Annotated in this window: 23 protein-coding genes; 5 read left to right on the forward strand and 18 right to left on the reverse strand. The window is 61.5% G+C overall.

Annotation, left to right across the window (positions count from 1 at the left end; translation table 11 throughout):
• Window positions 1-35: 35 nt before the first annotated feature.
• Entirely contained in the window at window positions 36-1,478 is a 1,443-nt protein-coding gene (treP, locus tag AC19YX_RS17490) for a PTS system trehalose-specific EIIBC component (RefSeq protein ID WP_078471995.1), read from the reverse strand.
• 353 nt (window positions 1,479-1,831) lie between these two features.
• Here treP and treR point away from each other — a divergent pair, with 353 nt between their 5' ends.
• Window positions 1,832-2,536 (forward strand): trehalose operon repressor, encoded by a 705-nt coding sequence (treR, locus tag AC19YX_RS17495; protein ID WP_020298497.1) that lies wholly within the window; start codon window positions 1,832-1,834, stop codon window positions 2,534-2,536.
• On the opposite strand, the gene AC19YX_RS17500 is transcribed toward treR, so the two are convergent.
• The 7 genes from AC19YX_RS17500 to AC19YX_RS17530 all read right to left on the reverse strand — a co-directional run bounded on the left by AC19YX_RS17500 (window position 2,533) and on the right by AC19YX_RS17530 (window position 9,458).
• Complete coding sequence (locus AC19YX_RS17500; RefSeq protein ID WP_421548675.1) at window positions 2,533-3,054, reverse strand: helix-turn-helix transcriptional regulator; 522 nt, start codon at window positions 3,052-3,054, stop codon at window positions 2,533-2,535. The two genes, treR and AC19YX_RS17500, sit on opposite strands and share 4 nt — an antisense overlap.
• Before the next feature lie 2 nt (window positions 3,055-3,056).
• Window positions 3,057-3,338 (reverse strand): hypothetical protein, encoded by a 282-nt coding sequence (locus AC19YX_RS17505; RefSeq protein ID WP_421548676.1) that lies wholly within the window; start codon window positions 3,336-3,338, stop codon window positions 3,057-3,059.
• Between the two features lie 267 nt (window positions 3,339-3,605).
• Window positions 3,606-4,493 (reverse strand): M24 family metallopeptidase, encoded by an 888-nt coding sequence (locus tag AC19YX_RS17510; RefSeq protein WP_500606683.1) that lies wholly within the window; start codon window positions 4,491-4,493, stop codon window positions 3,606-3,608.
• Between the two features lie 146 nt (window positions 4,494-4,639).
• Window positions 4,640-6,217, reverse strand: a complete 1,578-nt coding sequence (gene guaA / locus AC19YX_RS17515; RefSeq protein ID WP_078472012.1) for a glutamine-hydrolyzing GMP synthase — start codon at window positions 6,215-6,217, stop codon at window positions 4,640-4,642.
• A 99-nt stretch (window positions 6,218-6,316) separates the two neighbouring features.
• On the reverse strand, window positions 6,317-7,786 hold the full coding sequence (gene guaB, locus AC19YX_RS17520) for an IMP dehydrogenase (protein WP_078472013.1): 1,470 nt from the start codon (window positions 7,784-7,786) through the stop codon (window positions 6,317-6,319).
• A gap of 208 nt (window positions 7,787-7,994) precedes the next feature.
• Complete coding sequence (locus AC19YX_RS17525; RefSeq protein WP_020298491.1) at window positions 7,995-8,543, reverse strand: hypothetical protein; 549 nt, start codon at window positions 8,541-8,543, stop codon at window positions 7,995-7,997.
• A 147-nt stretch (window positions 8,544-8,690) separates the two neighbouring features.
• Window positions 8,691-9,458 carry a sulfite exporter TauE/SafE family protein gene (locus tag AC19YX_RS17530; protein WP_078472014.1) on the reverse strand — a complete coding sequence of 256 codons (768 nt, stop codon included), beginning with the start codon at window positions 9,456-9,458 and terminating at the stop codon, window positions 8,691-8,693.
• A 99-nt stretch (window positions 9,459-9,557) separates the two neighbouring features.
• On the opposite strand from AC19YX_RS17530, the gene AC19YX_RS17535 reads away from it, so the two are divergent.
• The 4 genes from AC19YX_RS17535 (at window position 9,558) to leuA (ending at window position 14,781) form a co-directional block, all read left to right on the forward strand.
• Window positions 9,558-10,454, forward strand: coding sequence for a LysR substrate-binding domain-containing protein (locus AC19YX_RS17535; RefSeq protein ID WP_201127725.1), 897 nt, complete (start codon window positions 9,558-9,560; stop codon window positions 10,452-10,454).
• Window positions 10,455-10,529: 75 nt separating this feature from the next.
• Window positions 10,530-11,909 carry an exodeoxyribonuclease VII large subunit gene (gene xseA / locus AC19YX_RS17540; RefSeq protein ID WP_078472016.1) on the forward strand — a complete coding sequence of 460 codons (1,380 nt, stop codon included), beginning with the start codon at window positions 10,530-10,532 and terminating at the stop codon, window positions 11,907-11,909.
• Between the two features lie 3 nt (window positions 11,910-11,912).
• Window positions 11,913-12,734: a peptidoglycan DD-metalloendopeptidase family protein gene (locus AC19YX_RS17545; protein WP_500606684.1), complete on the forward strand. Its 822-nt coding sequence runs from the start codon at window positions 11,913-11,915 to the stop codon at window positions 12,732-12,734.
• Between the two features lie 367 nt (window positions 12,735-13,101).
• Window positions 13,102-14,781, forward strand: a complete 1,680-nt coding sequence (gene leuA / locus AC19YX_RS17550; RefSeq protein WP_201127730.1) for a 2-isopropylmalate synthase — start codon at window positions 13,102-13,104, stop codon at window positions 14,779-14,781.
• A gap of 86 nt (window positions 14,782-14,867) precedes the next feature.
• On the opposite strand, the gene AC19YX_RS17555 is transcribed toward leuA, so the two are convergent.
• The 10 genes from AC19YX_RS17555 to pilW form a co-directional block, all read right to left on the reverse strand.
• Window positions 14,868-15,281, reverse strand: coding sequence for a hypothetical protein (locus AC19YX_RS17555; RefSeq protein ID WP_500606685.1), 414 nt, complete (start codon window positions 15,279-15,281; stop codon window positions 14,868-14,870).
• 84 nt (window positions 15,282-15,365) lie between these two features.
• Window positions 15,366-16,157, reverse strand: a complete 792-nt coding sequence (locus tag AC19YX_RS17560; protein WP_500606686.1) for an amidohydrolase — start codon at window positions 16,155-16,157, stop codon at window positions 15,366-15,368.
• A complete protein-coding gene (locus AC19YX_RS17565; protein ID WP_500606687.1) occupies window positions 16,145-17,293 on the reverse strand; it encodes a pyridoxal phosphate-dependent aminotransferase in 1,149 nt (382 codons plus the stop codon). The genes AC19YX_RS17560 and AC19YX_RS17565 overlap by 13 nt, the downstream gene beginning before the upstream one ends.
• A gap of 170 nt (window positions 17,294-17,463) precedes the next feature.
• Entirely contained in the window at window positions 17,464-18,933 is a 1,470-nt protein-coding gene (der, locus tag AC19YX_RS17570) for a ribosome biogenesis GTPase Der (RefSeq protein WP_020298482.1), read from the reverse strand.
• 145 nt (window positions 18,934-19,078) lie between these two features.
• Window positions 19,079-20,230, reverse strand: a complete 1,152-nt coding sequence (bamB, locus tag AC19YX_RS17575; RefSeq protein WP_078472022.1) for an outer membrane protein assembly factor BamB — start codon at window positions 20,228-20,230, stop codon at window positions 19,079-19,081.
• The gene (locus tag AC19YX_RS17580; RefSeq protein ID WP_020298480.1) at window positions 20,223-20,864 is read right to left on the reverse strand and encodes a tetratricopeptide repeat protein; all 642 of its coding nucleotides are present in this window, start codon (window positions 20,862-20,864) and stop codon (window positions 20,223-20,225) included. The genes bamB and AC19YX_RS17580 overlap by 8 nt, the downstream gene beginning before the upstream one ends.
• A 41-nt stretch (window positions 20,865-20,905) precedes the next feature.
• Window positions 20,906-22,195: a histidine--tRNA ligase gene (hisS, locus tag AC19YX_RS17585; protein ID WP_201127737.1), complete on the reverse strand. Its 1,290-nt coding sequence runs from the start codon at window positions 22,193-22,195 to the stop codon at window positions 20,906-20,908.
• A gap of 24 nt (window positions 22,196-22,219) precedes the next feature.
• Window positions 22,220-23,329 (reverse strand): flavodoxin-dependent (E)-4-hydroxy-3-methylbut-2-enyl-diphosphate synthase, encoded by a 1,110-nt coding sequence (ispG, locus tag AC19YX_RS17590; protein ID WP_020298478.1) that lies wholly within the window; start codon window positions 23,327-23,329, stop codon window positions 22,220-22,222.
• A gap of 3 nt (window positions 23,330-23,332) precedes the next feature.
• Window positions 23,333-24,340 (reverse strand): RodZ domain-containing protein, encoded by a 1,008-nt coding sequence (locus tag AC19YX_RS17595; RefSeq protein ID WP_201208224.1) that lies wholly within the window; start codon window positions 24,338-24,340, stop codon window positions 23,333-23,335.
• Window positions 24,340-25,098 carry a type IV pilus biogenesis/stability protein PilW gene (pilW, locus tag AC19YX_RS17600; RefSeq protein ID WP_078472025.1) on the reverse strand — a complete coding sequence of 253 codons (759 nt, stop codon included), beginning with the start codon at window positions 25,096-25,098 and terminating at the stop codon, window positions 24,340-24,342. The genes AC19YX_RS17595 and pilW overlap by 1 nt, the downstream gene beginning before the upstream one ends.
• Window positions 25,099-25,108: the final 10 nt, after the last annotated feature.

The raw sequence follows: 25,108 nt of genomic DNA on the forward strand, positions 1-25,108 counted from the left end.
CCGCTTGCGTTCCGTGCCCCGGCACGCGGCGGCCATCAAGCAACGCGATACCCCGGGCGAATGATCTTCAGGCTCAAGGCGCAGGTCAGCGCGAAGGGCACGACCAGGGCGACGACCATGCCGATCACGAACATCGGGATGTACTGCGGGATGATCGAGATGAAACCCGGCAGGCCGCCGACCCCGATCGCCGAGGCCTGGACCTTGTTCAGCGAAAGGAAAATGCTGCCCAGCGCCGAGCCGATCAGCGCGGCATAAAACGGAAACTTGTAGCGCAGGTTGACGCCGAACATCGCCGGTTCAGTGATGCCGAAGTAAGCGGAAATTGCCGAAGTCGACGCCATGCTGCGATCCCGTGCATTGCGGCTCATGGTGAACACCGCGAGCGCCGCGCTGCCCTGGGCCAGGTTGGACATGACGATCATCGGCCAGATAAAGGTGCCGCCCTGGGTGGAGATCAATTGCAGGTCCACCGCCAGGAACATGTGGTGCATGCCGGTAATCACCAGCGGTGCGTAGAGCAGACCGAAAATCGCCCCGCCGACCATTGGCGCCAGGTCGAACAAGGTGACCACGCCTTCGGTGATGAGAATCCCCAGGTGACGGGTCACCGGGCCGATGATCGCCAGCGCCAGCACCCCGGTGACCACGATGGTGGTGATCGGTACCACCAGCAACGTGATGGCATTCGGCACCCGAGCCCGCAGCCATTTCTCGATCACGCTCATGACGTAGGCCGCCAGCAGGATCGGCAGGATCTGCCCCTGGTAGCCCACCTTCTCGATCTGGAACAAACCGAGGATGTCGAAGTACGGCAGGCTCTGGCCGTCCAGCCCGGCCACGGCCTTGCCGTAGTTCCAGGCATTGAGCAGGTCCGGATGCACCAGCATCAGGCCCAGGACGATGCCGAGGATTTCGCTGCCGCCAAAACGCTTGGCCGCCGACCAGCCCACCAGCGCCGGCAGGAACACAAAGGAGGTGTTGGCCATCAGGTTGATCAGGCTCCACACGCCATCGAGCGTCGGGTAAGCCTCCAGCAGGGTCTGGCCCTCGATGAACATGCCCTTGGCGCCGATCAGGTTGTTCACCCCCATCAGCAGGCCCGCGATGATCAGGGCCGGCAGGATCGGCATGAACACATCGGAGAACACCCGCACCAGGCGCTGCATGGGGTTGATCTTGTCGGCGCTCCGTTGCTTCACATCGGCAATGGTGGCCGCGGCCAAACCCGTCAGTTGACGCAAGGCGGCGTAGACCTTTTCCACCTCGCCGGGGCCGATCACCACCTGGAACAGGCCACCGGTGAAAAACGATCCCTTGACCAGGTCGATCTGGTTCAACGTTGCGCTGTCTACCCGGCTCGGGTCCTTGAGGGCCAGGCGCAGGCGAGTGACGCAATGCGCGGCCTGCTCAATATTTTCTGCGCCACCGAGGCTGTGCAGCATCTCGCTGGCGATTTTCGAATAGTTGTGGCTCATGCTTGTTCGTCCGCTCTGGTTTTTTGTTATTGGCAGCACGCCGAAGCGAAAAGTACTCGTCTGTACGAGTTAAAGCAACAACTCGTACAGACGAGTTTGATTTTGTCTATTCTGAAACCGTCCCGCCCTGTTCCGCGCAGCTATCGGGTCGAGGGCCGATACCAGGCGTTCCAGGCGGTTTTCAGCACGCGTGGGCCCTGAGACAAGCCTGCCGCTGCTGGCGCGCCGCAGCCTGCGCCAGAGGCTCCTGGAAGCGCCTGCATGCAAGCAGCTGCACGGCCCGGCGGATGGACAAACCGGGAGCCTGCCCTTAAGGTTCCTGCCTTGAGCACAGCCCGGCATAGAGCCATCCCATGAGCAAATACAACCAGATCTACACCGATCTGCTTGCCAGTATCACCACCGAACGCCTGCAACGCGGCGCCCGCCTGCCTTCCGAAACCGAGTTGATGGACAGCTACCAGGCCAGTCGCGGCACCGTCCGCAAAGCCATCGAACAGCTCCAGGAACGCGGCTTCGCGCAAAAGATCCACGGTAAAGGCACCTTCGTGCTCTCGCCCAACCCGATCGAGTTCCAGCTGGGCGGCATCGTCAGCTTTCAGGAAACCTACCCGCGCCTGGGCAACGATGTCAGCACCGAAGTCGTGGAGTTCAGCCAGTTCCCTCTCGAAGGCGCGCTGGCCGAACACCTGCAAGCCGAGCCAGGCAGCCTGATCACTCGGATCAAACGGGTACGGCGCATCGACGGGAAACGGGTCATTCTCGACATCAACCACTTTGTCGCCGAACTGATTCCCGGGCTCGACCGGCAGATTGCCGAGCACTCGATCTACGCCTATATCGAGCAGACCCTGCAATTGCAGATCAGCTACGCCCAACGCACCATCGAGGCCACTCCCCGCAGCAAGGACGACCAGCAGCACCTCGACCTCGATGGCCAGAGCCATGTGATCGTGGTCAGCAACCAGACCTTCCTGCAGGATGGCCGCCAGTTCGAGTACACCGAATCACGGCATACCCTGGACAAGTTCTACTTCTCGGATGTCGCCCGCCGTTAGCCGATCAAGACCAGCAACTCGGTCTTCAGCGGCCCGATGCGCTGAGACTCCTTGTGGGTATTCACGTGTTGCGCCACCCGCGCCACTTCGATCATCGGCTGCTTGAGCACGTAGCCGCCCTTGGCTTGCAGCCAGCTCAAGACCTCCGCCAGATGCCAGAACGAAGCGCTGCCCTCATGCACCGCCAGCGGAAAGGTGGCGGCATGGGTGAGCATCAACTTGCGCATGTTCTGCCGGGAAACCCCGACCAGGTCGGCGATATCGCTCAAGCCGACATAATCCGGGCTCGCCTCCACCAGCCGCGCGCCGGGGATCAGGCGCTTGATATCACCCAACGCGCTGAACAACGCCGCTTGCGCACTCTCGGCCTCGCGGCAGAACTCCAGGGCCAGGCGCCCTGCAAGCCCGCTGCCCATCAGCACATCATCACAACCTGCAGCCCCCAGGCGCTCGATCAAGGCATCGACCTCGCAATCGTCGGCGGGCAACAGGTAAGTCAGGGTGAACAGGTATTCCATAATCATGACTCCCGGCCATGGGATACGGGCTTGGCGCCACGCATCTGGTTGAGGGTGCAGTTGTCGACCACCCGGCATAACGCCCGGGCGTGATTACCCGGGTTCTTCGGCGTGCACCAGATGCTGCTGATGCAAAACGCGCCGCAACGACAGAGCTCGCTGTTGTAGGGGCAATAAAGCTTGCCCCAGGCATGGCTGCCCCCCACCTCCACACGCCAGCCCTGCCACTCGGCGTAACGCAACGCCATCTCGATGTCTTTCTTGGGATGAATTGCACGAGCCATCCGTGGCCTCCAGTATCGCCAGCAATGAATGGTTGTCAACTGACAACCACAAAAAGATCAAACCTACCCGCTCGACGGACAATCCGCCGCCAGGCGCAAACAGCAGGGGTGAGGCTCAAAGGGTACACAGCAGCCCAGAGGCAGGCGGGGGCAATGTCTTTCCTGGTATTGCACGAACCCTGGAAAACCGCGTATTTCCAATACCTGGAAACACAAATGGCGATCCACCCCAGGTGAGATCGCCATGTGTACGTCAACTGAACGCGATCAGTCGACGAATCGGCTCAGGCGCTCCGCCCCGTCTTCGGTGACCCGAATCATGGCGCTCAACACCACACCATCGCCTCGGTCCTGAGCGAGCACGCTCCAGCCATCGGCCCTGATCCGGATAGCGCGGCTCCCGGCCTTGGCCAGCACCTGGACGTTCAATACCTGCCCGGCCACCATCGGTGCACTATTCCCGGCCGCGCGATAACCCAGGACCTGAGGCTCCTGGATCCGCTGCCGGCCCATGCCGTAGCCGCAGTACTCAGCCACCGCACTGAAGCCCTGGGCATCCAGCACATCCTGGATGGCGGCGCCGATATCACCCACCGGCGCCCCTGCTCGCACCTGCCTCAGCCCCTGCTCCAGCGCCTGCTTGGCACAGGCCAGCAAGCGCAGTTGCTCAGCACTGGCATCAGGCGTGGCAAAGGTCCAGGACTGCGCACCATACCCCTTGCGCGATGAAGCCATGACCTCGACCTTGACCAGCGCACTGGCCGGCAACAGTTTTTCCGAAGGGGGGACGCTGATCAGTTCAGCGTTGACCGACACCGGCACTGCCGCCGGGTAACCCTTGTAGCCCACCAGCGCAGGCAACAGGTCGCGGCTGTCCAGTTGCTGCAGCACATGCTCCTGGATCTCCAGGCGCGATACGCCCTCGCCAATCAGCGGCTTGAGCGACCGCAGAATCTCCGTCACCTCGGCCGCGAGCCGCCGCTCCTCGGCCACAATCTGCTCCTCCGGCAAGGCGCCGATCTGCTCAAAGGCCTGCCGATTATCAGCTGCAAAACGATCAAAGCGTGTCAGGGGTGGCGACACCACTGCGCCCGGCGACTCCAGAGCTGTCCGCGCCAGGCCCAGGGTGCGCAGTACCTTGCTGAACAGACTCATCGCAACATCCCTATCCTCAGGCTGCCTCTGTGGACAGCCCGTATGGTTAAAAAAAAGGCCCCTGATCTTGCGATCAGGAGCCTTCCTTGCGAACTAGCAAACGCTCATCCGCTTCACGACGCTCTCACTTGGGTGAGACGACGGGATCATTCCCACTCAATGGTCGCCGGCGGCTTGCTCGACACGTCATACGTCACGCGGGAGATGCCTTCGATTTCATTGATGATGCGGCCGCTGACGGTTTCCAGCAGCTCGTAAGGCAGGTGTGCCCAACGCGCGGTCATGAAGTCGATGGTTTCCACGGCACGCAGGGCCACGACCCAGGCGTAGCGACGGCCATCGCCAACAACGCCTACGGATTTCACCGGCTGGAACACCACGAACGCCTGGCTGACTTTGTGGTACCAGTCGGCCTTGCGCAGTTCTTCGATGAAGATGTGGTCGGCGCGACGCAGCAGGTCGGCGTATTCCTTCTTCACTTCGCCGAGGATGCGCACACCCAGGCCCGGACCCGGGAACGGGTGACGGTAGACCATGTCGTACGGCAGGCCGAGTTCCAGGCCCAGACGACGGACTTCGTCCTTGAACAGTTCGCGCAGCGGTTCTACCAGCTTGAGGTTCATCTCTTCCGGCAGGCCACCCACGTTGTGGTGGGACTTGATCACGTGGGCCTTGCCGCTTTTGGCGCCAGCCGATTCGATCACGTCCGGGTAGATGGTGCCCTGGGCCAGGTACTTGATGTTGTCCAGTTTGTTGGACTGGGCATCGAATACGTCGATGAAGGTGCGGCCGATGATCTTGCGCTTCTTCTCCGGGTCGCTTTCGCCAGCCAGATTGTTCAGGAACTGCTCTTCAGCGTTGGCGCGGATCACTTTGACGCCCATGTTCTCGGCGAACATGGCCATCACTTGCTCGCCTTCGTGCAGGCGCAGCAGGCCGTTGTCGACGAAGACGCAGGTCAGCTGGTCGCCGATGGCCTTGTGCAGCAGCGCGGCAACCACCGAGGAGTCCACACCGCCGGACAGGCCGAGCAGGACGTTGTCGGTGCCGACCTGGGCGCGAACCTGGGCGATGGCGTCTTCAGCGATTTTCGACGGGGTCCACAGCGCTTCGCAGCCACAGATGTCGAGGATGAAGCGCGAGAGGATGCGACCGCCCTGCTTGGTGTGGGTCACTTCCGGGTGGAACTGCACGCCGTAGTAGCCGCGAGCATCGTTGAACATGCCGGCGATCGGGCAGCTCGGGGTGCTGGCGAGGATGTGGAAATCCTCCGGCATCTTGGTGACCTTGTCACCGTGGCTCATCCACACGTCGAGGCCGAACAGGCCATCGGCGTCGACGTGGTCTTCGATGCCATCGAGCAGGCGGCTCTTGCCGACCACATCAACCCGGGCATAACCGAACTCACGCAACTCGGAACCTTCAACCTTGCCGCCCAACTGCTCGGCCATGGTCTGCATGCCGTAGCAGATACCGAAGACCGGGACGCCCAGGTCAAACACGGCTTGCGGGCAGCGAGGGCTGTTGGCTTCGTGCACGGACTCGGGACCGCCGGCGAGGATCACGCCTTTTGGAGCGAATTCGCGAATGGCATCCTCGTCCATGTCGAACGGATGCAGTTCGCAGTACACGCCGATCTCACGCACGCGGCGGGCAATCAGTTGGGTGTATTGCGAACCGAAGTCGAGGATCAGGATGCGGTGAGCGTGAATATCGAGGGCCATGATTCAGTCTCGTCTAAGTCAATCAGTAACAGTCGTGATTCAGAAACAACTCGGGGCTGAATAAAACAGCCCCGGTTGCTTAACGATTTGCTTGAAGCCTCAACCTACGCGGTAGTTTGGCGCTTCCTTGGTGATCTGCACGTCGTGCACGTGGGATTCGGCCATGCCGGCGCCGGTGATCCGCACGAATTCAGGCTTGGTGCGCATCTCTTCGATGTCGGCGCTGCCGGTGTAACCCATCGAGGAACGCAGGCCGCCCATCAGTTGATGGATGATCGCGCTCAGGGTGCCCTTGTACGGAACACGGCCTTCGATGCCTTCCGGAACCAGCTTCTCGGCACCCGCGGAGGAGTCCTGGAAGTAACGGTCGGAAGAACCTTGCGCCTGAGACATAGCACCCAGCGAACCCATGCCGCGGTAAGCCTTGTAGGAGCGACCCTGGAACAGTTCGATTTCGCCTGGTGCCTCTTCGGTACCGGCAAACATCGAGCCCATCATCACGCAGGAAGCGCCAGCAACGATGGCCTTGGACAGGTCACCGGAGAAGCGGATGCCACCGTCGGCGATCAACGGCACGCCGGTGCCTTCAAGGGCCGATGCCACATTGGCAATGGCGCTGATTTGCGGCACGCCGACACCGGCAACGATACGGGTGGTGCAGATCGAGCCTGGGCCGATGCCGACCTTGACTGCGTCGGCGCCCGCTTCAACCAGGGCCTTGGCCGCAGCGCCGGTGGCAATGTTGCCGCCGATCACTTGCACTTCAGGGAAATTCTCTTTGACCCAGCGCACGCGGTCGATCACACCCTTGGAATGACCGTGGGCGGTGTCGACCACCACCACGTCAACGCCGGCAGCAACCAGGGCCGAGACGCGCTCGCCGGTGTCCTTGCCGGTGCCGACCGCAGCGCCTACACGCAGACGACCTTGGTCGTCCTTGCTGGCCAGCGGGTAAGCCTTGGCTTTTTCGATGTCGTTGACGGTCATCATGCCTTTCAGGACAAATTTTTCGTCGACGATCAGCACGCGCTCGATGCGGTGCTTGTGCAACAACTCACGGACGTCGTTCTTGTCGGCGCCTTCGTTGACCGTGACCAGGCGCTCTTTAGGCGTCATCACTTCACGGACAGTGGCTTCCAGACGGTTCTCGAAACGCACGTCACGGGACGTGACGATGCCGACCAGGTCGCCATCGTGCAGTACCGGAACGCCGGAGATGTTGTGCATGCGGGTCAGTTCGAACAGCTCGCGAACAGTGGCTTCGGCCTCGATGGTGATCGGGTCCTTGACCACACCGGCCTCGTAACGCTTGACCTTGCGCACTTCGGCAGCTTGCTGCTCGATGGTCATGTTCTTGTGGATGATACCGATGCCGCCTTCCTGAGCCATGGCGATTGCCAGACGGGCTTCAGTGACGGTGTCCATGGCGGCGGAGACCAGTGGAATATTCAGCTCGATGCCACGGGTAAGACGGGTCTTTAGACTGACTTCGTTGGGAAGTACCTCGGAATAACCGGGGACTAGAAGAATGTCGTCAAAGGTGAGGGCTTCTTGGCTGATACGCAGCATCGCGGGGGCTCCCGGGCGGGAAATTGGAAGCGCGCCATTATACTCAGACAGCCCCGCCGGCTCAATGTAAAACTATGCCTAATATCGACGGGGTGATGGGTGGGGCAATTGTCGCGCTGCTACGTCTATATCAAGCGCAACGTCGTCCCCTCCCTCCCCCCTCCTCTAGCCCCGTTGCGCAGTTTGTCGGCGCTCGGTCAGCCCGGTATTACAACTCGACCTTCACCCAGCTCACCGGCACGTCCAGCCAATCGGCGAACTCATCGATAAAGTCCTGCTTGAACCCGGCCTCGGCCCAGTTGTTGAAGATAAAGCCCAGGTTGGAAAACCCGCATTCCTGAAGAAACAGGAAACCGTTGATGTCGTCTTCATGGCCGCACAGGGGGCAAGTGAAGTTATCGGTGCGCCCGGGCATCCAGTCCTCCAGGCTCTCGAACAGCGCCTCGCCGACTTCCTGGCGGCACTCGGCGCAACCGGCTTCTTCGAGAAAGCCTTTGGCCGGGGTATAGATGCAACGTGCGGTGATGATCTCCAGGCCGTTGATCGGCTCGCCAAACGGCAGCGCTTCCGGGTGCAGCACCACCGCCCGCGCACCCGGGGCAATGGCATGGGCCATGCGATTGCCGGTACGGCCGCAGGTGCTCAGGGTCTCTTCGATAATGTTCTTGCGCACCAGCCAGCGCACGATCGCCCGCGCGCGCGGTTCGTGCACCGGCAAGGTGGAGATTTTCGGGACGATGATGCTTTGCGAATTCATGGGGTGAGGCCTGGAACGTCTGAAAGGAAAGAGCTGCGTCGTCAGCATGGGCATCATCAGCGGCGAACCGGTACCCGCATCGAGGCGGGTGGCGGTGGGCCAATGACAAGCCTGCGGGCCGGCAGCTTAATCCCTGGACCCCACAGGTCAAGTGCTCAGGTAGCGACCGATAAGGGCCAGCCCGCTGGCCAGCACCAGCCAGGTCACCAGTCGGACAAAGGCCTCCCGTGAAAGCTTCATGGTGACCCGCCGGCCGATCCACAGCCCCAGGGCCATCGCCGGCAACAGACACAGGGCCAACACCAACAAGGGTAGCTCGGCATAGACCCCGGCGAGCATAAACAGGCTCAAGCGGACCACGGTGCTGCAACTGATCAGCGCACTCTGGGTCGCCCGCGCCGGATCCTTGGGCAGGCGGCTGTTGAGGTAAATGGCGTAGAGGAACCCACCGCTGCCAAACAGCGCACCGAACAAGCCGCCGACGATCCCCATGGGGACCGCCCAACCGGCTGCCAGGCGAGTTGGCCGGGCCTTGATCCACAAGCTGTAAACCGCGTAGGCGCTGATAAACAGCCCCATCATCAACAGCAACAGGTCGGACTTGAGGTTGAGCAGGAAAATCACCCCCAGGGTGCACCCCACCGCCATGCAGGGTAATAAACGCAGCAATTCAGGCTTGGCCACGTCTTTGCGCGACGGCAACAGGTTGCCGAAGGCCGCGACGAAATCCAACAGCACCAGCAGCGGTACGATCTTCGACAGCGGCATGAACAGAATCAGGATCGGCCCCGCCACCAGCGCGGTGCCAAAGCCGGCAATGCCGAACACTATATAAGCCAGGACAATACCGACTCCGATCAACAACCAAGCCCAAGGGCTGAACGACCACTGACTCAACAACTCAAGCGCACTCATCAATTGACCCCTTATCCAGTTGCAGATGACTTTAGCCAGCGGCGAGCCTTGCGACTAATATCGTCCTGGGCACCTACTCATCTCAAAAAGGCATGACTCGTGATTTCGACCCGCCAGTTGCGTTATTTCGTGGAAATCGCCGAATGCGGCAGCTTCAGCGCGGCGGCCGAGCGCCTGTTCGTGGCCCAGTCGGCGTTGAGCCGGCAGATCAAGGAACTGGAAAGCCACCTGCAAACCCCGCTGTTCGAACGCACCTCGCGCCTGCCCCGGCTGACTGCTGCGGGCGAAGCGTTTTTCCCCCGGGCGCGCACGCTACTGACCGAACTGCACAAGGCCAGCGAACACGCGACCCAGGTCGGCCACGGGCAACTGGGCACCCTGCGCCTGAGCCACTCCAGCACCGTACCCATGAGCGGGCGCCTGCTGGGCGCCATCAGCACCTACCTGGAACACTGCCCCGGGGCCAACATGGACATCGTCAAGCTGTCGTCGGAGGCGCAGCTGGAGGAGCTGGCGCAAGGTCGCCTGGATATCGGCCTGCTGCGTCTGCCCGTACTGCGCCAGCGCGAAGGGGTGCAGATCATCCCGCTGTTCAACGAGCCGCTGTTGCTCGCCGTGCCGCCGCAGCATCCCCTGGCGCTGGATCCTCCGCCCCGGGGCATCGACCTGGCGGATCTCAAGCAGCAAGCCTTTATCTCCATTCCCCACCCGCAACGGGGCGGCCTGAGTTACCTGTCGGCTGAACTCTGCATGCGCCAGGGCTTTTTCCCCAAGGCGGCGCGGGTGGTGTCGCGCAAGACCACCCAGTTGCAGCTGATCCAGGCCGGCTTCGGGATTGCCCTGCTGCCGCAGTCGATGCGCGATATCGCCCCGGCGAACATCCATTTCCTGCCCCTGGCCGACCCGGATTGCCAAAGCACTGTCGCCCTTGCCTGCCGCCAGCAACCGACGCCCCTGGTGGCGCAATTTATCGAGACCTTTCGCAGCGCCCTCTAGCCGCTGGCACAAGCCACTCAGGGTTTTGCCGATTTGCGTTGTTCCCTGGCGAGGCTCGCCTTTAAACTGCGCCCCATGATTAAAGATCCCTTTGCAAGACTCGGCCTGGACCGCGAGGTCCTGACCGTCAGCCAGCTCAACGGCCGCGCGCGGGTGTTGCTCGAAGATGTGTTCAGCAATATCTGGGTCGAGGGCGAAATCTCCAACCTCGCCCGCCCGGCCTCCGGCCACGTCTACTTCACCCTCAAGGACAGTGGCGCCCAGGTACGTTGCGCGCTGTTTCGGCAGAACGCCGCTCGCGTGCGCCAGGCCTTGAAGGATGGCCTGGCGGTCAAGGTACGGGGCAAGGTTTCGCTGTTCGAAGGGCGTGGCGACTATCAGTTGATCCTCGATACCGTGGAGCCGGCCGGTGATGGCGCCCTGCGCCTGGCCTTCGATGCGCTCAAGGAAAAACTCAGCGCCGAAGGCCTGTTCAGCGCCGAGCGCAAACGGCCACTGCCGGCCCATCCGCAGCGCATCGGCATTATCAGTTCGCCCACCGGCGCGGTGATTCGCGACATCATCAGCGTGTTCCGCCGCCGCGCACCGCAGGTTGCCCTGACGCTGATCCCTACCGCCGTGCAAGGCCGCGAAGCCACCGCACAGATCGTCCGCGCCCTGCAAATGGCCGATGCCCGGGGTTTCGACGCGCTGATCCTGGCCCGCGGCGGCGGCTCGCTGGAAGACCTCTGGTGTTTCAACGAAGAAGCCGTGGCCCGTGCGGTCGATGCCTGCGTGACGCCGATTGTCAGCGCCGTCGGCCATGAAACCGATGTCTCGATCAGCGATTTTGTCGCTGACGTGCGGGCCCCTACTCCGTCAGCCGCCGCCGAATTGCTGGCCCCGGACTCCAGCGACCTGGCACGCCGCGTCGAAAGCCTGCATCGCCGACTGGTGATGCGCATGCGCGACCGTCTGGCCCGGGACCGCCTGCGCCTGGAGGGCATGGCTCGACGCCTGCGCCACCCCGGCGAACGCCTGCGTCAGCAGGCACAACGCCTGGACGACCTGGACATGCGCATGCGCCGGGCCTTCGAACGCAGCCTCAATACCCGCCGCGAACGCCTGATCCGCCTCGAAACCCGCCTCGCCGGCCAGCACCCCGGCCGCCAGCTGGCCATGCTGCGCCAGCGCCTGGAAAGCCTGGCCGAACGCTTGCCAAGGGCGATGCGCGAGGGGCTCAAATCCAGGCGCCTGCAGTTGCAGAGCCAGGTCCAGACCCTGCAGGTGGTCAGCCCCCTGGCCACCCTGGGTCGGGGCTACAGCATTCTGCTGGACGAGCGCGGCCAGGCGATTCGCAGCGCCGAACAGACCCGGCCCGGGCAACGTCTTAAAGCCAAGCTGGGCGAAGGCGAGCTGCACGTTCGCGTCGAAGATAACCACCTGACGCCCGTTACCCTTTCTCTACTGGACTGATCCATGCCGCGCTTTCTGAGCTTCGCGCTACTGCTGTGCCTGACCCTCAACGCCCATGCCGACAGTTACATCACCCGCCTGCTGAACAAGCCGGTGCCTGGCGGTGTGGCCGTGGTCGACCTGGGCAGTGCCGCCCAGGCGCCCAAAGCCAGCTACGGAGGCAAACCGGTGCTGGTGGTCAAGGAACAGGACAACTGGCTGGCCATTGTCGGCGTGCCCCTGACCGTCAAACCAGGCCCCCAGCAGATCACCGCGGGCGGGCGCAACCTGAGCTTCGTGGTCGGCAGCAAGAAATACCCGGAACAACACATCACCCTGAAGAACCAGCGCCAGGTCAACCCCAATCCGGCCGACCTCAAGCGCATCGACGGTGAACTGGCCGAGCAGATCCGCGCCTACCGCACCTTCAGTCCGAATACCCCGAGCAACCTGCTGCTGGACAAACCGGTCAACGGCCCGCTGTCGAGCAAGTTCGGGGTCCGCCGCTTCTTCAATGGCGAAGAGCGCAATCCTCACGCCGGGTTGGACTTTGCGGTTCCTGCGGGGACGCCGATCAAGACGCCGGCGGGCGGCAAGGTGATTCTGATCGGCAACTACTTCTTCAACGGCAATACGGTGTTCGTCGACCACGGCCAGGGTTTTATCAGCATGTTTTGCCACATGTCGAAAATCGACGTGAAGGTCGGCCAGCAACTGGCCCGTGGCGGCGTGGTGGGCAAGGTCGGTTCGACAGGTCGCGCGACCGGACCGCACATGCACTGGAACGTCAGCCTGAACGATGCCCGGGTCGACCCGGCGATCTTTATCGGCGCCTTCCAGCCCTGATCGCCCCCGGGCCGGCTTGCCCAGTTGAATCGCTGGCATGCTGGCCCGCATAAATTGCGCCACGGGAAACACTCACGCAATTAAAACCATTAATAATGGGCAATACCGAAACAAAATCTCGCTATATTTCGAGTTTCGAGTATTCCTCTCATTTTTTTGCGGTCGCTTGCCATCTTTCACCCCAGTGGTTAGGGTTGGCCTCATGAAAACCTCTCATACCCTCATCCAGCGTCGTCAACATCGAAGCCTCTGCCTCGTCAGCGCACGACTGCCAGGCTGAATCGCGGTGCCTCGTCCCCCCTGCTTCAAAAACCATTGACCCACCGGCAGGCCGCCTCTTTTCGGCCCGGACAATAAGGATTTCCCCATGAGCATGCTCAAAGACCCGTCCTCGAAGTACCGCGCGTTCCCGACCATCAACTTGCCGGATCGCACCTGGCCGTCGAAGACCATCACCAGCGCGCCGATCTGGTGCAGCTCCGACTTGCGTGATGGCAACCAGTCGCTGATCGAGCCGATGGATGCGGTCAAGAAGCTGCGCTTCTGGAAAACCCTGGTCGCCGTGGGCGTGAAAGAAATCGAAGCCTCGTTCCCAGCCGCCTCCCAGACTGACTTCGATTTCGTGCGCACCCTGATCGAAGACGGCCACATCCCGGACGACACCACCATCCAGGTGCTGACCCAAGGCCGTGAAGACTTGATCGAACGCACCTTCGAGTCCTTGCGCGGGGCGAAGAAAGCCATCGTTCACCTGTACAACGCGACCTCCCCTTCTTTCCGCCGCATCGTCTTCAACCAGGACAAGGACGGGATCAAGGCCATTGCGGTCAACGCCGCCAAGCTGTTCGTCAAATACGCCGCCTTGCAGCCCGAAACCCAATGGCAGTTCGAGTACTCGCCGGAAACCTTCAGCGCCACCGAACTGGAATTCGCCAAGGAAGTCTGCGATGCGGTGATTGAAGTCTGGAACCCGACGCCGACCCACAAGGTGATCCTCAACCTGCCGGCCACCGTCGAATGCGCGACCCCGAACATCTATGCCGACCAGATCGAATGGTTCGGCCGCCATATCAACCGTCGTGACAGCGTGCTGATCAGCCTGCACACCCACAACGACCGTGGCACTGGCGTAGCTGCCACCGAATTGGGCCTGATGGCCGGGGCCGACCGTGTTGAAGGCTGCCTGTTCGGCAATGGCGAACGCACCGGCAACGTCGACCTGGTGACCGTGGCCCTGAACCTCTACACCCAGGGCGTCGACCCTGAGTTGGACTTCTCGGACATCGACGGCGTGCGCAAGGTGGTGGAAGAGTGCAACCAGATTCCAGTGCACCCACGTCATCCGTACGTCGGCGACCTGGTGCATACCGCGTTCTCCGGTTCGCACCAGGATGCCATCCGCAAAGGCTTCGCCCAGCAGAAATCGGACGCCCTGTGGGAAGTGCCGTACTTGCCGATCGACCCGGCCGATATCGGCCGCAGCTATGAGGCGGTGATTCGCGTCAACAGCCAGTCGGGCAAGGGCGGTATCGCTTACTTGCTGGAGCAGGAATACGGCATCAACTTGCCGCGCCGCATGCAGATCGAGTTCAGCCAGGTGGTACAGCGTGAAACCGACCGCCTCGGCCTGGAAATGACCGCGCAGCAGATCCACGCCCTGCTCCACAGCGAATATCTGCAAGCCAACACCCCGTATGCGCTGGTCAGCCATCGCCTGCAGGAAGAGAACGGCCACAGCGCCGTTGAAGTCGAAGTGTCGAGCAAGGGCCAAGGCGAGACCAACCTGCACTGGCGCGGCAAAGGCAACGGTGCCCTGGAGGCACTGGTGGCCGGCTTGCCAATCCCGGTGGAGATCATGGACTACAACGAACATGCCATCGGCGCGGGCACCAACGCCAAGGCAGCAGCCTACATCGAGCTGCGGGTCGACGGTGAACGTGCGGTGCATGGCGTGGGTATCGATGAAAATATCACCACTGCCAGCTTCAAGGCGCTGTTCAGCGCCCTGAACCGCTCCCTGAGCCAGCAGGAAGCCAAAGCCGCATAAACCCCGGCCGCAACGCAAAAGGCCCCGAGGTGAACGCCTCGGGGCCTTTTTATTGGGCTTGATGACTCACAGCGAGGGCTCGGCCCTCAAGCATGCACATCAACGCTGAACATGGCCTGCAACAGTGCCGCCTGCAAGGTTTGCAGGGTGCTGCTGGTGACTGCGATCTGCGCCTGGATGGTCATCACGCGCTGGGCTTTCTGCTGTTCAGTGGCCTGACTGCGTTGCGCGCTGGCCAGTTCCTGTTGCTGCTGCGCCAACATCTTCTGCGTTTGCTCGATCTGCTTTTTCAGCTCTTCGACCGGGTCACCACCGCCCTTCACCGAATCGATACTGGCGCCGGCAGAGTCGACACGCAGCTCTTTGCTGCCCTCATCCGCCTCGCCCTCGACCGGCGCAAGTACAGTACTGTTGGCGGTGCTCGGATCAGCACCGTTGATCAGGACCTTGGGCGCTGAGACTGGGAAAGGGTTAACCGCTGTGACACCGATACTGGTCATGAATTGATCTCCCTGGTTGAACCTGCTATCGACCTTCAGCGCCGAATCTTGATAGGCCGCCCATGCAAAAAGCAGCCGTTGCTCTCAGGTGAACACAAAGGTATCGGCGTCCAGGTTGGCCGGGAACCGGGTGCGATAGGCCGCCAGCTCTGCCGCATCCAGGCATACCTGGAATACGCCATCGGCGTCGCCGGCGCTGAGCAGCGTCTCGCCCTGGAAGTCCAGCACCTGGCTGTCACCGGTATAGGCAAAGCCTTTACCGTCGGTGCCCACACGGTTCACAGCAGCCACATAGCACAGGTTTTCAATGGCCCGCGCCGGCAACAGGCGATTCCAGTGCTGGCGCCGCGCACCCGGCCAATTGGCGGTGTACAGCAGCAGGTCGGTGTCGTGGGCATCGCGGCTCCACACCGGGAAGCGCAGGTCGTAGCAAATCAGTGGACGCACTCGCCACCCCTTGAGCTCGAACTGCACCTGACGCTCGCCAGGGGTGTAGTGGTTGTGCTCGCCGGCCATGCGAAACAGGTGGCGCTTGTCGTAGTGCCAGACCTCACCATCGGGCCGCGCCCACAGCAGGCGGTTGCGATGGCTGCCGTCGGCAGCCTGGACAATCACGCTACCGGTGATCACCGCATCGAGTTTCGCGGCCTGGGCGCGCAACCATTTACTGGTGGGGCCATTCTCGGCCTCGGCCAGGGTTTCGGACTCCATGGAAAATCCGGTGGTGAACATCTCGGGCAGGATAATCAGGTCCGCGCCGCGGGCCTGTTCAAATAACCGCTCGAAGTGCTCGAAGTTGGCCTGGCGATCATGCCAGGCCAGGGTGGTCTGGATCAGTGCCACATTCAGATTGGGTAACGCACTCAAATCACGCATAGCTTCTCTGCCGCTTGACGCAGCGTCTCCTCGCGCTTGGCAAAACACAGGCGTACCAGACGCTGTTCCTGCGGCGGGCTCTGGTAGAACACCGACACCGGAATGGTCGCCACGCCGTGTTCACGGGTCATCCAGATCGCCATCTCGACATCACTCAGGTCCGGACGAATCTGTGAATAGTCCACCAATTGGAAATAAGTACCGGCCACCCGAGTAAAACTGAACCGCGAAGGGGCCAGCAGATCGCAGAATAGATCACGCTTGGCTTGGTAGAACGCTGGCAGCTCTTCGACATGTTCCGGGTGCTCGGCCATGTAGTCGGCCAAAGCGTACTGCAAAGGGGTCACGCCGCAGAAGCTGACATATTGATGCACCTTGCGCAGCTCGGCGCTCAGCGCCGGGGGAGCCACCACATAACCGGTTTTCCAGCCGGTAACGTGATAAGTCTTGCCGAACGAGCTGACCACGAACGCCCGCTGATACAACTCCTCATGGGCCAGCACACTGACATGGGGTACACCGTCGAACACCAGGTGCTCGTATACCTCATCGCTGACCAGGTAAATGTCGCGATCGCGAATCAGGGCCGCCAACTTATCCAGCTCGGCCCGTGAGATCAGCGCGCCGCTGGGGTTGTGCGGGCTGTTGAGAATGATCATGCGGGTGCGAGGGCTCAGCGCTTCACCGAGCTTCTGCCAATCGATGGCAAAGTCCTTCACGCCCAGTTGCACATGCACGCAACGGCCACCGGCCAGCTCGACCGAAGGTTCGTAGCTGTCGTAGCACGGGTCGAAGACGATCACCTCGTCACCGCGCTGGATCACCGCCTGAATGGCGCAGAAGATCGCCTGGGTCGCGCCAGGCGTGATGGTCACCTCAGTGTCGGGATCAACCTGCACGCCATAGCTGCGGGCGATCTTGGCCGCCACTTGCTGGCGTAGCGCCGGCAGCCCGGTCATGGGCGCGTATTGGTTATGACCGCTGGCGATATGCCGGCCAACGGCGTCGCGCAATGCCTGCGGCCCGTCGAAATCCGGAAAACCCTGAGACAGGTTGAGCGCGCCGGTTTCGGCAGCGAGCTGGGACATTTGGGTGAAGATGGTGGTGCCGACGTTCGGCAACTTACTGGTGATCATGGGGATTCCCTGCTGAACACCCGGCTCTACGGCGGCGCGGGAGAGCCCGAGGATAGCCCAAACGCCGGCCATTAAAAAAGGGTCCATATAGGACCCTTTTTGACAGCAGCTGCGCGCTTCAAGTTTTAAGCGACACGCTTTGAAACTGGCAGCGTGTCACTCGCCGCTGCTTACTTCTTATCGCGGCGTTTCTTGTCGGCTTTCTTGTGGTGAGTCATCAAACGACGCTTCTTGTTCACCTGACGGTCAGTCAGCGTGTTCTTGTTGCCTTCGTATGGGTTCTCGCCACCCTTGAACTCGATACGGATCGGCGTACCGACCAGCTTCAGGACACGGCGGTAGGTGTTTTCCAGGTAACGCACATACGACTTGGGCACCTTCTCGATCTGGTTACCGTGGATCACGATAATCGGCGGGTTGGCACCACCCAAGTGGGCGTAACGCAGCTTGATCCGGCGGTTGTTGACCATCGGCGGTGCGTGCTCGCCTACCGCGTCTTCCAGGATCTGGGTCAGACGGTTGGTCGGCCAGCGGGTCACTGCGGACTTGAACGAGTTCTGGACCGACGCATAGAGGTTACCCACGCCGGTGCCGTGCAGCGCCGAGATAAAGTGGATATCGGCGAACTCGACGAAGAACAGCCGACGTTGCAGCTCGATCTTCACAAAATCGCGCTCGCTCGGCGTCATGCCGTCCCACTTGTTGATCGCGATCACCAGTGCTCGACCGGCCTCCAGGGCAAAGCCCAGCAGGTTGAGGTCGTGGTCCACCACGCCTTCGCGGGCGTCCATCACAAAGATCACCACGTTGGCGTCTTTGATCGCTTGCAGGGTTTTCACCACCGAAAATTTTTCAACTTCCTCGTGGATCTTGCCGCGCTTGCGCACACCGGCGGTGTCGATCAGCGTGTACTTTTCCTCGTTACGTTCGAACGGGATGTAGATGCTATCGCGGGTGGTGCCGGGCTGGTCGTAGACGATGACCCGGTCTTCACCGAGCATGCGGTTGACCAGGGTCGACTTGCCGACGTTCGGCCGGCCGATGATGGCGATCTTGATCCCGTCCTTTTCGCTCGGGCCAGGAATGCGCTTGGCTTCCTCGCCTTCGGCAACGATCTCTTCCTCGCCTTCTTCCGGCTCTTCTTCATCTCTCGGGAAATCGCTCAGGGCGATTTCCAGCATCTGGGTGATGCCACGGCCATGAGCACCGGCGATTGGAATCGCGTGGCCCATGCCCAACGGGGCGAATTCGGCGCGGGCCATTTCCGGGTCGATGTTGTCGACCTTGTTGGCGACCACGTAGGAGCGCTTGTTACGCTTGCGCAAGTGCTCGGCGATCATCTGGTCAGCCGCGGTGAAACCGGCTTTGGCGTCTACCAGGAACAGAACGACGTCGGCTTCTTCAATGGCCAGCAACGACTGCTCGGCCATCTTTTCATCCATGCCATGCTCGTCACCGGAAATACCACCGGTGTCGACCAGAATGTAGGAGCGCCCTTGCCACTTGGCCTCACCGTATTGGCGATCACGGGTCAGACCGGACAAGTCGCCGACGATGGCGTCGCGAGTCCGAGTCAGGCGGTTGAACAAGGTGGACTTGCCGACGTTCGGTCGACCCACCAGGGCGATTACGGGAACCATGCGGCTCTCCACTGCGTTATTTCAGAAAATACAAAAGCCGCTGCGAGGCAGCGGCTGGTGCTCGGGGCAGCACGTTCAAGTGCTACGAGCCTTGCCAAGGCAAGGCCGCCTGGAGACATTGCTGCCCCCAAGCATAGTCAAACCATTACTTGATGGTCAGGGCTTCCAGTTTGCCGCTGTTGCCATACACATAAATCATGTCACCCACCACCAGCGGACGCGCACGCAGGCCGTCGCTGTCGATGCGCTGACGGCCGACGAAACGACCGTCAACCTGGCTCAGCAGATGCAGGTAACCTTCCAGGTCACCGACCGCCACGTAGCTGGAGAACACTTCCGGAGCCGACAGTTGGCGGCGAGCCAGCGAGTCATTGCTCCACAGGGCAGTGGTGGAGCGCTCGTCAACACCTTCAACGGTGCCCGACGACAGGCTCACGTACACGCTGCCAAAACCCTGGGCGACGCCGGCATAGCTGGAAGCATCACGCTGCCAGAGCGGACGACCGCTTTCCAGGTCCAGGGCTGCAACGCGACCCTGGTAGCTGGCGACATACAGGGTGCCGCCCGACAGCAGCAAGCCACCGTCGATGTCGACGACCCGATCCAGCTCGGAACGGCCCTGAGGAATAGCCACACGCTGCTCCCACACCGGCACGCCGTTGCGGATATCCAGGGCGACCACTTTACCGGTGGACAGGCCGGCCACTGCCAGGCGGTTGGTCACCACCGGAGCACTGGTACCGCGCAGGGTCAGTACTGCAGGAGTGCTGTCATAGAGCCAGAGTTGGTTGCCGGTGCTGGCGTCGAGACCAATCACACGGTCGTCCTGGGTTTGCACCACTACCACATCGCCATTGCTGGCAGGTGGGGCGAGGACTTCACTGGTCACGCGAGCGCGCCATTTTTCTTCGCCGCTGGACGCATCCAGGGCAACCACTTCGCCCTTCAGAGTGCCGATCATGACCAGGCCGTAACCCACGCCAACGGCGCCGGAAACAGGCAGTTCAAGGTCTTTCTTCCATTTGACGTCGCCGTTCATGCGATCCAGGGACATCACCACGCCGGTAACGTCCGCGGCATAGATGGTGTCGCCGTCGATGGCCGGAACCAGCATGTTGTAGGTTTCGCCCTGGCCGTCACCGACCGAACGGCTCCACTGCTTCTGCAGGACCACTTCTTCTTTGAAGTCGACCAGCTCAGCCGGTGGCAGTTCTTTTTTGCTGTTGCTGCTGCAACCCGCGGCCAAAATGGCCAGAGCCAGCAATGCTGCATGTTTCCAACGAATCACGTCACGCATCCCCTTTGGCCAGGTCGTCCAGCTTGATTTGTAGGCCACCGACCGCTGCTTCATCAGACAGCGCAGCCTTGGCTTTTTGGTAAGCCGCGTGGGCTTCGTCGATCCTGCCCAGTTGGACCAGCAGGTCGCCCTTGAGCTCTTCACGAGTGGCCAGGAACGACTTGTCAGCATCGCCGTCGAGCAGCTTCAGTGCTTCATCGGCTTTGTTCTGTGCGGCCAGTACCTGCGCCAGGCGCTGGCGTGCAACTTCACCCAGGGTCGGGTTCACAGGCTTGTCGGCAATCGCCTTGAGCTCGCTGGCAGCATCGTCCAGCTTGCCGGTATCGACCGCGACCTTGGCCACGAACAGGCTGCCGTATTGCGCGTAGGCGGTGCCGCCGAACTCGCTGTTGAGCTTGCCGGCCAGGTCCGCAACGCGCGCCGCATCCGGCTTGCCGTCAGGGGTCAGCGTGGTTTCAAGCAATTGCTGATAGAGCATCGAGGCGCCTTGCGACTGGTTGCTCTGATACTTGTGCCAGGCCTGCCAGCCGAACACGATGACCAGCGCCAACAGGCCGCCAGTAACCAGGGGTTTGCCGTTGCGCTGCCACCAGTCTTTGAATTCCGTCAGCTGTTCATCTTCGGTACTCGACACCCCAATACTCCTTAATCGCTAAATTCGGCTGTTTGACAGCTTCAACCCTGCACGACGCAGGTGGCCAGGTGTGCAGCGAGCGCATCCCAGGCAATGCTTTGTTGTTCGCCCTGGCCACGCAGGGGTTTGAAACCTACCACTTGCTGGGCCAGTTCGTCGTCACCGAGGATCAGTGCGTACAGCGCACCGCTCTTGTCGGCCTTCTTGAATTGACTCTTGAAGCTACCGGCGCCGGCGTTGATCTGCAGGCGCAGGTTTGGCAGTTGATCGCGAACCCGCTCGCTCAAGGCCAGGGCGGCCAGTTCGGCAGCCTCGCCAAAGGCGCAGAGGTAGACATCGACCTGACGGGAAATCTCGTCCGGGATCTGCTCCAGGGTTTCCAGCAGCAGCACCAGGCGCTCGATACCCATGGCAAAACCTACGCCCGGGGTCGGCTTACCGCCCATCTGCTCCACCAGGCCGTCGTAACGACCGCCCGCGCAGACTGTGCCCTGGGCGCCGAGCTTGTCGGTGACCCATTCGAAAACCGTCTTGCTGTAGTAATCCAGGCCACGGACCAACTTGGGGTTGATCACATACGGAATGCCGGCAGCGTCCAGGCGCGCCTTGAGGCCTTCGAAATGCACCCGCGACTCTTCGTCGAGGTAGTCGGCCAGTTTCGGCGCATCCACCAATACCGCCTGAGTCTCGGGATGCTTGGTATCGAGCACCCGCAGCGGGTTGGTTTTCAGGCGGCGCTGGCTGTCTTCATCCAGCAACTCGAGGCGGGCCGAGAGGAATTCCACCAGCGCGTCGCGATAACGGGCACGAGCCTCGGCGGTGCCCAGGCTGTTGAGTTCGAGCTTGACCGCGTCACGAATACCCAGCTCGCCCCACAGGCGCCAGGTCAGTACGATCAGTTCGGCGTCGATGTCCGGACCGTCGAGGTTGAACACCTCGCAACCGATCTGGTGAAACTGGCGATAACGGCCTTTCTGCGGGCGTTCGTGGCGGAACATCGGACCGATGTACCACAACTTCTGCACCTGGCCACCGCCGGTAATGCCGTGTTCGAGGACCGCGCGCACGCACGCGGCGGTGCCTTCCGGACGCAGGGTCAGGGAGTCGCCGTTACGGTCTTCGAAGGTGTACATCTCTTTTTCGACAATGTCGGTCACTTCGCCGATGGAGCGCTTGAACAGATCGGTGAACTCGACGATCGGCATGCGGATCTGCTTGTAACCGTAGTTATCCAGCAGGCGCGCCACAGTGCTCTCGAAATAGCGCCACAGGGGCGTCTGCTCGGGCAGGATGTCATTCATGCCACGAATGGCTTGCAGAGACTTGCTCACTAAAAATCCTTAAATTCTGTTGAATCAGCCGCGCGCGATCACCGCAGCGTCAGCTTCGACCTTTTCGGCCGCTTTCTGGCGGATCAGCTTTTCCAGCTCATCCACCAGATTCTCATTCGTCAATTTCTGCGACGGCTTGCCGTCGATGTAAATCAGGTTCGGTGTACCGCCAGTCAGGCCGATATGGGCCTCCTTGGCTTCACCTGGACCGTTGACCACACAGCCGATGACCGCAACATCCAGCGGCACCAACAGGTCTTCAAGGCGCCCTTCCAGCTCGTTCATGGTCTTGACCACATCGAAGTTCTGCCGCGAGCAGCTCGGGCAGGCGATGAAGTTGATACCACGGGAACGCAGATGCAGGGATTTGAGAATGTCGTAGCCGACTTTCACTTCCTCGACCGGGTCAGCCGCCAGCGAGATGCGAATAGTATCGCCAATCCCGTCGGCCAGCAGCATACCGAGGCCCACGGCGGATTTCACCGTGCCTGAGCGCAAACCACCGGCTTCGGTGATGCCCAGATGCAGCGGCTGGACGATTTCCTTGGCCAGCAGGCGGTAGGCTTCGACAGCCATGAACACATCGGAGGCCTTTACGCTGACCTTGAAATCCTGGAAATTCAGGCGTTCAAGGTGCTCGACGTGACGCAGGGCCGACTCAACCAGGGCTGCCGGGGTCGGTTCGCCGTATTTCTTCTGCAGATCCTTTTCCAGGGAGCCGGCGTTGACGCCGATGCGGATCGGGATCCCGCGGTCACGGGCGGCATCGACCACAGCACGCACACGGTCTTCACGACCGATGTTGCCCGGGTTGATCCGCAGGCAATCGACGCCCAGCTCAGCCACGCGCAGGGCGATCCGGTAGTCGAAGTGAATGTCGGCCACCAGCGGTACCTTGACCAACTGCTTGATGCGACCGAATGCTTCGGCAGCGTCCATGTCCGGGACCGATACCCGCACGATATCCACGCCTGCGGCTTCCAGACGGTTGATCTGGGCCACGGTGGCGGCCACGTCATTGGTATCGCTGTTGGTCATGCTCTGCACCGCGATCGGGGCATCGCCCCCCACAGGCACCGAGCCGACCCAGATTTTGCGGGACTCGCGACGTTTGATTGGAGATTCGCCGTGCATGACTTATTGACCTAACTTCAGGCGAGCGGTCTCGCCACTGGTGAACGGAGCCACATCGACCGCTTGTCCGTTGTAGCTGATTTGCGCGCCACGGGCGTAGCCCAGGCGTACGGCAAATGGCGGCTTGCCCGTCACGTCGGCGGTTTCGCCTTTACGCTTGAGGCCACTGAGCAGCACCTTGCCATTGCCATCAATGACCTGGGCCCAGCAATCAGCGATGAATTGAATCTGGACCTGACCCGAACCTGCCACCGGGGCTGCTGCGGGTGCCGATACGGCCGGGGCGGCAACCGTTGGGGCAGGCGTTACCGGCGCAGTCGGCGCGGCTGCTGCCGGGGCGCTGACCACCGGAGCGGGCGCGGTATGGGCCGGCGCTGCAACGGTTGGAGCAGAAGCAGCGGGGGCAGCGGGGCTGGCCGGGGCTTCAGCCGGGGTCTGAGCCTGAGGCAGGGCGAGGTTGGTAGCGCCCCCTTCAGCCTGACCTTCGACCACGGCCTGGTCTTCCGGCTCGTCGATCGGGTGAATCTGTGTGGTGCCATCGGCGCCTTCGACTTCGACGTGCTCCTGGCCGAACGACGTCAGGTCCTTGCTGCGCAGCGAGGTCTGATCCTGCCACCAGATAAAGCCACCGCCGACCACAGCCACCAGCAGCAACAGGCTGACGATGCGCAAAATGGTATGGGAAACCCGGACCGGTTCTTCAATACGACCCAAGGCATGCACGCTGCTGCCTTGAGAGTCGGAGCCGGTGTAAAGGTCGAACTGCTGGACCAGGTTGGTCTGCTCCATCCCCAGCAACTTGGCGTAGGCACGGATATAACCACGGGAAAAGGTATGTCCCGGCAGCTTGTCGAAAGCACCGGTTTCCAGATTATTCAGCGAGCTCACGGTGAGATTGAGCTTCAGGGCCACTTCTGCCTGCGACCAACCATTGCTTTCGCGGGCCTGACGCAGGGTCTCACCGGGGTTTACGCGAGTCACTGCTAGAACTTCGGGATGCGCCGCTTTCATCATTGCTCCGACAGGTATTGCTGATATTCCGGCGTACCGGGATAGAGTCGTTTTAATTGCAGACCATAACTGGCGGCCTTGTCGCGATCTTCAAACACATCCGCCAGCCGAACGCCGAGCAATAGACTACGTGCATTTTGCTCGCTCAGCAGGCTAAAACGGTCGTAATAGTCGCGTGCGGGGACATAATGCCTGTCTTCGAAGGACAACTCAGCCATTTCCAGCAAGGCGTGCGGTTGTTGACGATTCAGACGCAGGGCTTTTTCCAGTTGCTGCTGGGCCAACTCACGCTGCCCCAATTTCTTTGCGGTCATGCCAAGGTTCTCGAACACGCGAGAACGCTCGGGGTACAGGGTATCAGCAGCAGCCTGTTCAAAGCGCTGATAAGCCTCTTTGTAACGTTTTTCTTCGAAGAGAAAGCTGCCGTAGTTATTGAGGATCCGAGCATCGGCAGGGCGCGAGGCCAAGGCCTTGCGAAAATGCTCGTCGGCCAGCTCCGGCTCCATCTCGGCCTGGAACACCAGCCCCAGGGCGGCATTGGCATCGGCGTCCGACTCATCCAGCTCCAGGGCTTTCTTCAGCGGCACCTTGGCACGTTCGGTCATGCCCTGTTGCAGATACCCCAAACCCAGTTGCACATAGGCCTGACGCGCTTCGTCGCGGCCCTTGCTGGTGTTCAGCGGGTTGAAATCACCCGACAGAACGCAGCCAGCCGAGAGGCTGACAACCAGCAACAGCAGCGCAACGCGAAAGGTCATGGAGAGCCTC

The organism is Pseudomonas sp. MF09150, assembly GCF_059862355.1.